The organism is Streptomyces sp. NPDC022910 (assembly GCF_055561075.1).
The window spans coordinates 106210-118822 of the sequence record NZ_JBVHHL010000022.1 but is presented as its reverse complement, the minus strand read 5'-3'; the positions used below and the strand labels follow the sequence as shown (position 1 = coordinate 118822).

The following is a 12613-nucleotide window of genomic DNA, read 5'->3' as shown; positions in this document are numbered from 1 at the left end:
CCCCCCGAGATCTACTGCCCAACCGGGGAGAAACGCTGTCCACCAGCGGGGAGATTAACTGTCCGCCAGTGGGGAGTTCCTACTGTCCCTTGACAAATGTTGGTACTCGTGGAGGATGCCGCCGAGTCGGTGGCGCCGTCGTATCTCAAACAGCCCAAGCGCAGCAGCAGCAGCTTGTCGAAGATGATCCGGTCGCTGATGCGCCGACGATGGCAGCCGAACGGATGGTCCGGGTGGAACTCCGGCCGATCTGGCAGCAGCGCCGCGAATCGGTCCCAGAGCGGTTCGGTCAGCCATGATGGCAGCGCGGGCACAGGCCCCCTTGGTGATCACAGAGCGTCTCAACCACATGATCGCTATGACCTGTGCCCGTTCTGCAGCCGAGGTCCTCCACCGCGCCCACCCGCGCGACATCCATGGCCCTGCACCAAGGAGCTCCGCTCCTGATCGCGGCAGGAGCCGCGCCCGTGCCCGGCCCTTCCGTACCCGGCCGCAGGACCTGCGGCGTTCCGCCCGCGGCCCGGCCGACAGGCGAGTGACGGCATGACGGTGCCGCCGAGCGCCAGGGGACTCGGCGGCACCGCGGGTTCGGGTCAGGTCAGGTGTTCCAGACCTGGAACTCCGAGATCTGCCCCGCCGGCCAACCCGTGTTCGCCGTGATGTTCACCCGGAAGTACCGCTGGGTGGTCGCGGGGAAAGTGATGGTGGCCGTGTTGCCGGTGGCGGGGTCGAAGGTGTAGGTGGCCGACGCCTTGACGGTGGAGAAGGCGGTGCCGTCGGTGCTGCCCAGCAGCGACAGCGTCTGGTCGCGGGAGCCCCAGCCAGCGGGCAGTTGGAGGACCACCCGGCCGGCGCTCTGTTGGGAGCCGAGGTCCACCTGCACCCACTGCGGCAGGGCGTCGTTGGCGCTCTCCCAGTAGGTGCTCTGGTTGCCGTCGGTGACGTTCGACGACGCGTAGGTTTGGGTGTGGCCGGACTCGCTGGTGGCTTTGCCGGCCGCGAGATCGGTGCTGACGGTGCCGGAGCCGCTGCCACTGGTGAACACCTCGAAGTCCGACAACTGGGCTGCATTCCAGCCGGTGTTCGCGGTGATGTTCGCCCGCACGTAGCGCGCCGTGGTGGCGTTGAAGGTGATGGTCACCGCGTTGTTGTTGGTGTTGGGATCGAAGGCGTATCCGGCCGACCCCACGATGGTCGAGAACGTGGAACCGTCCGTGGATCCCAGCAGTGACAGGGTCTGCGTACGGGCCCCCCATGCCGTTGACGGCGGCAGCTTGAGGACGACCTTGCCGATGCTGTAGCTCTGGCCGAGGTCGACCTGGGCCCACTGCGGGAACGAGCCGTTGGTGCCCTCCCAGTAGCTGGACGGGTCGGAGTCGGTGAGGTTCGAGGCGACGTACGGGCTGTTGCTCGAACTTGCCGACGCCGGCTGGCCGGCCGCCACGTTGGTGCTGCTGTCGATGCCGCTGCCGGCGAGGGCCACCGTGAGCGGGTTGTTGTTCGCGTTGCTGGACACGGTGAGGGTGCCGGTGCGGGATCCGGGGGCGGTGGGCTTGAAGGTGACGCTCACCGTGCAGGACGCACCGACGGCGATGGTGGAGCAGTTGTTGGTCTGGCTGAAGTCGCCGGTCGCCGCGACGCTGGACACGGTCGCCGTGGTGGTGCCGGTGTTGGTCACCGTCACCGTTTTCGCCGTGGCGGAGGAGCCGACCACCGTGCTGGCGAAGGACAGGTTCGCCGGGGTGGCGCTCAGCACAGGGCCGGCGGCGGTGCCGGTGCCGGAGAGGCTGACGGTGTTGGTGGTACCGCCCGCGTCGATGGTCAGCGTTCCGGTGCGGGTGCCGGTCGCCGTCGGCGTGAAGGTGACGCTGACGGTGCACGAGCCGTTCGCCGCGATGGAGCTGCCGCAGTTGTCGGTCTGGGCGAAGTCGCCGCTGGTGGAGATGGAGGAGACGGAGGCGGACGAACCGGTCGGGTTGGAGACCGTCACGGTCTGTGCCGCGCTGGTCGTACCGCTGGCCTGCGAGCCGAAGCTCAGCGCGCTCGGGGAGGCGGTGACCGTGCTGGCAGGATAGGGCGGGTAGACCGGGGTGGGCCACCCGCCGCAGTACGCGGCGCCGCTGATGCCCGAGTTGCCGCCGCCGTCGGTCACCGTGAAGTTGCCGCCCTCGCAGCTGTAGACGGGTGCGGGCCCGTTGACGCCGGTCGCGGTGACGTTGGTGAAGCTCGCCGAGCCGCCGGTCTGCTCCTGAAGGGCGAAGGTGCCGGTCCCGGCGATGGTCACGTTGTTGAGGTGGACACCGCTGACGGTGCCCTCGACCCACTGGATCGCCTCATAGGGGCTCTGCTGGATCAGCGCGTTGGTCACGTTGATCGGGCCGTTGATGGCCCCCTGGCTGCCGTCGAACCACAGAGAGCCGACCCCGAACTGCCAGTTGGGGTCGAGGCTTCCGTTGCGGATCAGCGTGTTGTCGGAGATGGTCGTGGTGCCGACCGGGGTGGAGCTGAAGCGCTGTCCGACGTGGATGCCGCCACCCTGGGTGATGCCGGTGTCCTGCACCAGGTTGCCGCTCACGGTGTTGTCGTGCCCGCCGTAGATCGCGATGCCGTTGGCGAGCATCTGCAGCTGTACCGTGTTGTTGGAGATGGTGTCGTTGGCGTCCGCGCCGATGCCGGCGTCCGCCCAGGTCGCGATGCCGTCGTCGCCCGTGTTGCGGATGTCGCTGCCCGTGACCTTGGAGTTGGTCACGCCGCCGTGGAAGTTGATGCCGTCGGCGGTGGTGTCGCGGATCCGCATGCCGCTGAAGGTCAGGCCGTCCATCGGCCCGTCCATCCAGGCGCCGACCTTCTCGTGCTCGATCCACACGTTGGACACGGTGGAGTTGCTCATCGCGCCGCCGATGCCGTTCACCTGCGCGCCGTCGTTGCGGTCCTGGACGTCACCGGAGATCGCGAAGTTCTGCAGGTGCACGCCGGTGCTCGGCGACGGCGCGGAGTTGCCGTAGAAGCCCGGCGCCGACCCGGAGACCGTCGAGTACCACATGCCGGCGCCGGCGATCGTCACGTTGTTCACCGCGATGTGGCCCGGGATCTTGTACGTGCCGGGCGGTATCCACACGGTGCCACCGGCGCCCGCGGCGCTGATCGCGGAGTTGAAGGCGCTGGTCGAGTCGTTGACTCCGGTCGCGTCCGCGCCCTTGCCGGTCACCGACACAGAGCCCGCCGGCTGCGTCAGCGGGGCACCGACCTGCTCGAAGTCGGCGAAGTCGATGGTGTAGGACGGTGCGGTGTCCTCGGGGTCCACCTGGAGCGTGAAGGTGGTCCCGGCCGGATAGGTCTGCGTGAAGAGGCGATGGGTCTCGTCGAAGAAGTGGTGTGGGTTGCTGCCCGGGCTGTTGGTGAAGGGGTAGCTGCCGTAGAACCAGCTGTATGCGTTGGTCAGGGTGAAGTTGCTCTGCTTGGTGCCGTTGATGTACAGGGACAGCGGCGCGTTGTAGACCGACCCGTTCGAGCTGTCCGGGATGCTGTACCGGAAGTTGATCGAGTTCGTGGCCACCGGGGTGGTGAAGGTGACGTACTTGCCCGCCCCCTGCAGCGTCACGGCCTTGCGGTAGGAGGCTTCGTCGGCCAGCTGGCCCTGCGTGTAGCTGGGACCGATGACGCTGCCGTTGGTGGCGGCTTTCTCCGCCTGGACCTCGACATAGGGCAGAGCGGCACCGCTGCCGCCGGTGGCGGCGGCCCATGCCGAGGGCGCCGCCAGGAGGACGCCCGTGGCGACCAGCAGTGCGCCGGTGCCGCCCAGGGCGACCGCGCGTCTGAGTGTGCGTAGGGACTGGAACAAGGGTTGCTCCTTGGGACCGAAGCCGTCGTGAGGCGTGCCGCCGTCGGGTGGGGGTGCCCGAGGTCAGGTGCCCTTGGGCACGACGCAGTGCTTCGCCGGCCTTCACGGCCGGGCAAGGTGAGGTGGAGAGGGAGGACCGATCACAGGCGGCGGCGCGTGCAGAACCGTATTGGGTCAGACAGGATCGAGCAATATTCCGATCCGAGATTGTTTTATCCTTGCTTTTTCTCGTAAGTGATCGATCCCCAGTAGTTGGTCGCGTCGGCGTATGGGAGGCCTGCGCGTGAGGTGGGACCTCTGTTGCCAGCCTCGGATCGTCCCCGCGAGGTGGAGCTTTCTGCAGCGGCCGTCCCCGACTCTCTTGCTGCAAAGTCTGACGAATTTTTACACCAGTGCGTAAGCGGATTGCGGACCATGCCCTAGGCTTGAGCCATGACACGACGACTTGCCGATGTGGCCAGGAAAGTCGGGGTCAGCGAGGCGACGGTCAGCCGGGTGCTGAACGGCAAGCCCGGTGTCTCCGAGCAGACCCGCGAGGCCGTGCTGACCGCCCTGGACGTACTCGGCTACGAGCGTCCGACCCAGCTGCGGGGCGAGCGCTCGAGGCTGGTCGGGCTGGTCTTGCCGGAGCTGCAGAACCCCATCTTCCCCGCCTTCGCCGAGGTGGTCAGCAGCGCACTGGCACAGCAGGGCTTCACGCCGGTGCTGTGCACGCAGACGGCGGGCGGTGTCTCTGAAGCCGACTATGTGGAACTGCTGCTCCAGCAGCAGGTCTCGGGCGTGATCTTCTTCGGTGGCCTGTACGCCCAGGCCGAGTCCCCGCACGAGCACTACGAGCGGCTGTTCCGCCGCGGTCTGCCGACGGTGTTGATGAACGCGGCCATACCCGACCTGGACTTCCCGCAGGTCAGTTGCGACGACGCGGTCGCGGTGGAACAGGGCGCGGGACACTTGCTGTCGCTGGGCCACCGGCGGATCGGCCTGGTGCTCGGACCGCCCGATCACATGCCGTCGCGGCGCAAGCTGGCGGCGGCACGCACGGTACTGGAGAGGGCCGGGCTGGAGCTCGAGGAGGCGGATGTCGCGCACGCGCTGTTCTCCCTGGAGGGTGGGCAGGCCTCGGCTGCGCGCCTGCTGCAGCGCGGCGTCACCGGCATCATCTGCGCCTCGGACCCGCTGGCCCTGGGGGCGGTGCGCGCTGCCCGCAGGCGCCGGCTTGATGTGCCCGGGGATGTGTCGATCATCGGCTACGACGATTCCTCCTTCATGACCTGCACCGATCCGCCGCTGACCACCATCCGTCAGCCCATCGAGTCGATGGGTCGCGCCGCCGTGGAGCTGCTTGTGGGAGAGCTGGCCGGCGCCAAGGTCACCCACGACGAGCTGCTCTTCGAGCCGGAGCTCGTGGTGCGCGGATCCACCGGTCTGGCGCGGAGAGAGCCCAGCCGCTGACAGAGCGCCAACTCGCAGCGCCGACAAGGGCCGTACCCCTATGGGGCGCGGCCCTTGCGTTGTTCGCGGCTCGCCACATCACGGTTCTGCGTTGACTTCTTGCAAAATACCGTCGAGATATTGCGGAGCCGACGGGTCGGTGCTTAAGTGAGGCGCGCCACATCCCACGCACTCCGCCCATGAAGGGGTCTTCCACCCATGCGCAGATCCGCAGCGCTGCTGATCGCCGGCGCTCTCACCCTGTCCGCTGCCGCCTGTTCCGGCTCCTCCACCGGCGGTGACAAGCCGACCAACGGCAAGGTCACGATCTCCATCGACTGCGCCCCGCCGAAAAGCCGCCCGACGCAGCGCAAGCAGTGGGCCGAGGACATCGCGGCCTTCGAGAAGCTGCACCCGAACATCACGGTGAAGAGCATCGACACGTTCCCGTGCGAGACCCCTGAACTGTTCACGGCCGCGCTCAAGGGCGGCACCCAGCCCAACGTCTTCTACACCTACTTCACGGACCAGCAGCAGGTCCTGGACGCCGGCCAGGCGGCCGACATCACGAAGTACGTCACCTCCGAGAACCTGCCGGTCAAGGACGACATCATGTCCTCGGTCTGGGACACCCAGAAGGCCGACGGGAAGATCTACGGCATTCCGCGCACCAACTACACCATGGGCATGATCATCAACCGGAAGCTCTTCCAGCAGGCCGGACTCAACCCCGACCAGCCCCCGCAGACCTGGGCCGAGGTCGCGGCCGACGCCAAGAAGATCGCCGCTCTGGGCAAGGGCATCGCGGGCTACGGCGACTACAGCGCGGGAAACAACGGCGGCTGGCACTTCACCGCCGAGCTCTACGCCCAGGGCGGCCGGATGGTGAGCGACGACGGCACCAAGGCGGCCTTCAACAACCCCCAGGGCCTGGCCGTGCTGCAGAACCTGCACAAGCTCCGCTTCGACGACAACGCCATGGGCACCACCCAGCTCTACAAGTGGGGCGACCTCCAGAAGCAGATGGCCGCGGGCAAGTTGGGGATGTACATCGCCGCCCCTGACGACATCACCTACATGGTGCAGAGCCTCGGCGCCCACTACGAGGACTTCGGCATGGGCCCGATCCCCGGCCAGAACGGACCCGGCGTCGGCACCCTCACCGGCGGCGACGACTACATGTTCAACGTCAAGGACACCCCCGAGCAGATCAAGGCCGGGATCCAGTTGCTCAGCTACCTCTGGCTGACGGTGGGCCAGGGCCAGCAGTACAACTACGCCCGCTCCAAGGCCTCCGGCCAGGCGGTCGGACTGCCCCAGCCGCAGTTGTTCCAGGGCGCCACCGTCGCCAAGGACACCCAGCTCAAGGCCGCCAACGCCACCATGTCGGTGAAGGCCTTCGAGCCCTTCGTGAAGGCCAACGTCACCGGCGTCACCGAGCCCGCCAACGCCCAGGCCATCTACAAGATCCTCGACACCACGATGGCGTCCACGCTGACGAACTCCAACGCCGACCTGCAGAAGCTGCTGGACACCGCTGAGCAGCAGGTCAACCAGGTCCTCGCCAACGCCCAGTAGCCGCAAGGGGCGCCAGGCCCCGGGACGAGCAGCCTCCCAAGGAGATCGACGATGGCGGTCGCGACCGCATCCTCCGGAACCGACTCGCCGCCCGCCACGGCGGCCGGTCGGGCCGGGGCACTGCGCACATCCGTACGGCGCAACCTCGCCGCACACGGCTTCCTGATCGGCGCGGTGCTCTGCTTCGCCCTCTTCCAGTGGTATCCCATGGTCCGCGAAGTGATCATGAGCTTCCAGAAGGTGAAGGCGGGCAGGACCACCTGGGTCGGCCTGCACAACCTCGACCAGATCGTGAACGACCCCAGCTTCTGGCCGGCCTGGCGGAACACAGCCCAGTTCACCGGACTGGCCCTGCTGTTCGGCTTCGCGCTGCCGTTCGTCACGGCCGTGGTGATGAACGAACTGCGGCACGCGCGCGGCTACCTGAGGATCCTGGTGTACCTCCCGGTGATGCTCCCGCCGGTGTCCTCACTGCTGCTGTTCAAGTACCTGTACAACCCCGAGTACGGTCTGATCAACCGGTCACTGCAGCTGCTGCACCTGCCCACCTCCGGCTGGCTGCAGTCCCCGGACACGGCGATGCTCGCCGTCGTCATCGCCTCCACCTGGATGAACATGGGCAGCGCCACGCTGATCTACCTGGCGGCGCTGCAGAACATCCCCGGTGAGCTCTACGAGGCCGCCGAACTGGACGGAGCCGGACTGCTGCGGCGCGTCTGGCACGTGACGATCCCGCAGACCAGGCTCATCCTCTCGCTGATGCTGATGCTTCAGATCGTCGCCACCATGCAGGTCTTCGTCGAGCCCTTCATCCTCACCAACGGCGGCCAAGGGGTGGAGGGTTCGACCACCACCGTCGTCTACCTGATCTACCAGTACGCCTTCAACTTCTCCAACTACGGCGCCGCCTGCGCCCTCGGGCTGCTCCTGCTGCTGGTGCTCGCCGGGTTCTCGGTGATCTACGTGCGACTCAACCGGAGGCTGGAGTCATGAGCGACACCCGCACCTTGGTCAATCCGGCCCAGCTCAACCGCACGCTCTACCGCGCGACGCTGGTCCTGGTCGTCGTCGCCTTCACGCTGGTCTTCCTGGGCCCCCTCTACCTGCTGGTGACGGGAGGGCTCAAGGGCACCACCGAGTCCATCCAGACCCCGCCCACCTTCTACCCGCACCACATCGAGGCCTCCAACTACAGCGACGCGTGGACTCGCCTCAACATCGCCCACCTGCTGCTCAACACGCTCTGGTACGCCTTCGGGGCACTCGCCTTCCAGCTCGTCCTGGACGTCGCCGCGGCCTACTCGCTGTCCAAACTACGGCCGGTGCTGGGCAACGCGATCCTCGCCCTGATGCTGGCCACTCTCATGATCCCAGCCATGGTGCTGGTCGTCCCGCAGTACCTGACGGTGCTGGACCTGCCGCTGATCCACCAGAACCTGCTCAACTCCCCCTGGGCGATCTGGCTGCCGTCGGTGGCCAACGCCTTCAACATCTACCTGCTGAAGCGCTTCTTCGACTCGGTGCCCCAGGAACTGCTCGATTCCGCCGCCATCGACGGCGCCGGACCGCTGCGCACACTGCTCTCCATCGTGCTGCCCATGTCCCGGCCGATCATCGGCGTGGTGTCCATCTTCGCCCTGGTCAACGTGTGGAAGGACTTCCTCTGGCCGCTGCTGGCCGAGCCCGACCCGACCAGGCAGACGCTCAACGCCGGCATCTACTCGCTCTCACTGGGCGTGCCGGAGAACGTGCTGATCGCCGCCTCGGCCATCTCCGCCGTGCCGACGGTGATCTTCTTCCTGATCTTCCAACGCAACATCATGTCCGGGCTCACCGCCGGCAGCCTCAAGGGCTGACACCATCTCCCGAGGAGACTTCTACCGTGCACCAACCCCACGAGTGGTGGCGTGGCGCCGCGATCTACCAGATCTACGTGCGCAGCTTCGCCGACGCGGACGGCGACGGGGTGGGCGACCTGGCGGGCGTCCGGTCCCGGCTGCCGTATCTCGCCGAACTCGGTGTCGACGCGCTCTGGTTCACCCCCTGGTACGCCTCACCGATGGCCGACGGCGGCTACGACGTGGCCGACTACCGGGCCATCCACCCGGCCTTCGGCAGCCTGGGGGAGGCCGAGAAGCTGATCTCCGAGGCACTGGCGTCGGGTATCCGCACCATCGTCGACATCGTCCCCAACCACGTCTCCGACCGGCACCGCTGGTTTGAGGAGGCGCTCGCCGCAGGTCCTGGCTCCCCGGAGCGCGATCGGTTCTGGTTCCGCGAGGGCCGAGGCGAGAACGGCGAACTTCCCCCCAACAACTGGATGTCGCAGTTCGGTGGCAGCGCCTGGACCCGCGTCCCGGACGGCCAGTGGTACCTGCACCGCTTCGCCTCCGCCCAGCCCGACCTGAACTGGCAGCACCCCGAGGTGCGCCGGGAACACGAGGAGGTGCTGCGCTTCTGGTTCGACCGGGGCGCGGCCGGGGTCCGCATCGACTCCGCCGCCGAGGTCATCAAGGATCCGGCGCTTCCCGACCTGGTGGACGGCGCGGACCCGCATCCCTACCTGGACCGCGACGAGATCCACGACGTGTACCGGGACTGGCGCAAGGTCGCCGACTCCTACACCCCGCCGCGTGCCCTGATCGGCGAGGTCTGGCTGCCCGACCCCCAGCGCTTCGCCCGCTACCTGCGCCCCGACGAACTCCACACAGCCTTCAACTTCGGCTTCCTCACCTGCCCTTGGGACGCCGTGCGGCTGCGCGAGGCGATCACGACCACGCTGGCCGTGCACACGCCCGTCGGCGCGCCCGCCACCTGGGTGCTGGCCAACCATGACGTGACCCGGACCGTCACCCGCTACGGCCGTGCCGACACCGGCTTCGACTTCGCGGCCAAGACCCACGGCACCCCCACCGACCTCGCACTGGGCATCCGGCGCGCCCGGGCGGCAGCGCTGCTGAGCCTGGCCCTGCCCGGCTCCGTCTACCTCTACCAGGGCGAGGAGCTCGGCCTGCCCGAGGTCGAGGACCTGCCGCACTCGGTCATCGAAGACCCGATGTTCCACCGCACCGGAGGAGCCGACCCCGGCCGGGACGGCTGCCGCGTGCCGCTGCCGTGGAGCGGCGACGCCCCGCCGTTCGGCTTCGGCCCCGAGGGCGCTCAGCCCTGGCTGCCCCAGCCTCGTAACTGGTCGGCGGTGACGGCGGAGCAGCAGGTGGCGGACCGGGACAGCATGCTGAGCCTGTACCGCACGGCGCTGCGCCTGCGCCGGAGCGAGACCGCACTCGGCGACGGGCAGATGACCTGGCTTCCCAGCGGTCCCCAGGTCCTCTCCTTCACCCGCGACGCCGGCTTCGGCTGCGTCGTCAACCTGGGCCAGGAGCCGGCACCGCTGCCACCGCACCGGCAGGTCCTGCTGAGCAGCGCACCGCTGACGGACGGGCAGCTGCCCACCGATACCGCGGTCTGGCTGCGCCTGCCCTGACCCGGACGCGGCACCGACCGCACCCGGGCGGTGCCGCTCATGGAAGTGAGCGGCACCGCCCGCCCCTTCCCACAGCTCCCGCGAGGATCCATCGCCTTCCACCACAGAATCGAGACGCAGTGAACCGCACAAGCAGACGTACCGGCGCAAGGCGAAGAGCCGCCGCGGCCCTGGCGGTCGTGACAGCGTCGGTCGGCCTCACCGCCGTGCCGGCCGGCGTTGTCGCGGCGGCGGCACCGGCCGGTGCCGCCGGGGAGACCCAGGCCACGCCGGTGACCCGCGCCGGGCTGGACCCCGCCCTGGTCGCCGGTCGCGGAGCCGACCTCGGCTTCCTGGAGCAGGAGGCGGAGCACGCCCCGACCGACGGCACCGTCATCGGGCCGGGTCGCACCGCGTACACGCTCGCCGCCGAGGCTTCGGGCCGCAGTGCGGTCAGTCTCGCGCCCGGCCAGTACGTCGAGTTCACGCTGCCGCGGGCCGCCAACGCCATCACCGTGCGCTACAGCATCCCGGACGCTCCGACCGGCGGCGGGATCACCGCCCCGCTCGACGTCAGCGTGAACGGGCGCCACCGCAGCACCATGACGCTGACCTCGCAGTACGCCTGGCTGTACAACCAGTATCCCTTCACCAACGACCCCACCGCCGACGTGCTGCACCCCGACTGGTGGATCACCGAGTGCGGCTGCGTCCCCAACGCCACCACCCCGGCCCCGGTGATTCCCAAGCCTTTCCGGCCGAACCACTTCTACGACGAGCAGCGGCTGCTGCTCGGCCGTGCCTATCCGGCCGGTGCACACATCCGGCTGCGCGTGCCGCAGCGCAGCGAGGCCGCGACCACCGTGATCGACCTGATGGACTCCCAACTCGTCGCTCCGCCGAAGGCGGACCCGTCCGCGGTCAACGTGCTGGCCTTCGGAGCAGACCCCAGCGGACGGCGCGACTCCGCCGACGCTGTCGACAAGGCCATCGCGTTCGCCAGACGAGCACACCGGAAGGTCTACATCCCTCCGGGGACGTACCAGGTCAGCCGTCACATCATCGTCGACGACATCACGATCGAGGGCGCCGGCAGCTGGTTCACGATCATCAAGGGCCACCAGGTCACCCTCGCGGCACCGGCCCCGGACGGCTCGGTCCACACCGGCGTCGGTTTCTACGGCAAGGACGCTTCGGCGGGCGGCAGCCACCACGTGCACCTGTCGGGCTTCGCCATCGAGGGCGACGTGCGCGAACGGATCGACACCGATCAGGTGAACGGCATCGGCGGGGCACTGAGCGACTCGACCGTCGAGGGGCTGTACATCCACCACACCAAGGTGGGCATGTGGTTCGACGGGCCCATGAGCAACCTGCGGATCACCGGCAACCAGATCGCGGACCAGATCGCCGACGGCATCAACTTCCATACGGGGGTGACCGACTCCCTCGTCTCCAACAACTTCATCCGCAACACCGGCGACGACGGGCTGGCCATGTGGTCGGAGAAGACGCAGGACGCGGGCGACGTCTTCGACCACAACACCGTGCAGACCCCGGTGCTGGCCAACGGAATCGCGCTGTACGGCGGAACGGACAACACCGTCTCCGGCAACCTCGTCGCGGACCCCGTCCGGGAGGGCAGCGGTATCCAGGTCGGCTCCCGTTTCGGCGCCGAAGCCTTCACCGGCCACCTGTGGATCACCGACAACACCACGGTGCGTGCGGGTACCTACGAGCTCAACTGGAACATCGGGCTCGGGGCGATCTGGTTCTACGCCCTGGAGAAGGACATCGGCGCGGACGTCGAGGTGGTGGGCGACTCCTTCCTCGACAACACCTACAACGCGGTGATGTTCGTCGCCGACTGGCCGGTCAAGGACAAGTACTCGATCACCAACGTGCACTTCAAGGACATCAAGGTCGACGGTACGGGCACGTCCGTGGTCAGCGCCCGCGCCGCGGGGTCGGCGAGTTTCGAGGACGTGCAGGCCCGCAACGTCGGCGCGGTGAGCGTCAACAATTGCGGGTCCTTCCACTTCACCCCCGCCGGTTCGGAGTTCTCCGTCTCCGACCGCGGCGGCAACGGGTCCTGGCTCGCGCCGTGGGAACTGCCCAACACCATCACCTGCGACGACCGGCCTGCGGTGGTGCCCCCACCCGCACCCAGCCCCTGGCCGTAGGAGTCCAGAGGATCCCATGTGACGGGTCACCTCCCGGGTCTCCAGGCTCCGAGGGCCGGGGGCGGCCGGCTGCGAGGTCTTGGACCGCCGCTTGCTGCGCAGTGCCCGCGGCAGCAG

At 68.2% G+C, this 12613-nt stretch carries 7 protein-coding genes and 1 pseudogene; 6 read left to right on the top strand and 2 right to left on the bottom strand.

Features of this window, described 5'->3' with window-relative positions; translation table 11 throughout:
* Positions 1–187: 187 nt before the first annotated feature.
* Positions 188–314: pseudogene (locus ACZ3TS_RS21900) on the bottom strand (IS5/IS1182 family transposase); the annotation flags it as partial.
* Positions 315–598: 284 nt separating this feature from the next.
* Positions 599–3841, bottom strand: coding sequence for a discoidin domain-containing protein (locus ACZ3TS_RS21895; RefSeq protein WP_467620266.1), 3243 nt, complete (start codon positions 3839–3841; stop codon positions 599–601).
* A 432-nt stretch (positions 3842–4273) separates the two neighbouring features.
* Between ACZ3TS_RS21895 and ACZ3TS_RS21890 the strand changes: the two genes are divergently transcribed.
* The 6 genes from ACZ3TS_RS21890 to ACZ3TS_RS21865 all read left to right on the top strand — a co-directional run bounded on the left by ACZ3TS_RS21890 (position 4274) and on the right by ACZ3TS_RS21865 (position 12496).
* The gene (locus ACZ3TS_RS21890) at positions 4274–5293 is read left to right on the top strand and encodes a LacI family DNA-binding transcriptional regulator (protein WP_467620263.1); all 1020 of its coding nucleotides are present in this window, start codon (positions 4274–4276) and stop codon (positions 5291–5293) included.
* Positions 5294–5491: 198 nt separating this feature from the next.
* On the top strand, positions 5492–6850 hold the full coding sequence (locus ACZ3TS_RS21885) for an ABC transporter substrate-binding protein (RefSeq protein ID WP_467620261.1): 1359 nt from the start codon (positions 5492–5494) through the stop codon (positions 6848–6850).
* 51 nt (positions 6851–6901) lie between these two features.
* Positions 6902–7843, top strand: a complete 942-nt coding sequence (locus ACZ3TS_RS21880; RefSeq protein ID WP_467620260.1) for a carbohydrate ABC transporter permease — start codon at positions 6902–6904, stop codon at positions 7841–7843.
* Positions 7840–8706: a carbohydrate ABC transporter permease gene (locus ACZ3TS_RS21875; protein ID WP_467620259.1), complete on the top strand. Its 867-nt coding sequence runs from the start codon at positions 7840–7842 to the stop codon at positions 8704–8706. Before ACZ3TS_RS21880 ends, ACZ3TS_RS21875 begins: the two co-directional genes overlap by 4 nt.
* A 26-nt stretch (positions 8707–8732) precedes the next feature.
* Complete coding sequence (locus ACZ3TS_RS21870; RefSeq protein WP_467620257.1) at positions 8733–10334, top strand: glycoside hydrolase family 13 protein; 1602 nt, start codon at positions 8733–8735, stop codon at positions 10332–10334.
* 179 nt (positions 10335–10513) lie between these two features.
* On the top strand, positions 10514–12496 hold the full coding sequence (locus ACZ3TS_RS21865) for a glycosyl hydrolase family 28-related protein (RefSeq protein ID WP_467620255.1): 1983 nt from the start codon (positions 10514–10516) through the stop codon (positions 12494–12496).
* Positions 12497–12613 lie beyond the last annotated feature (117 nt).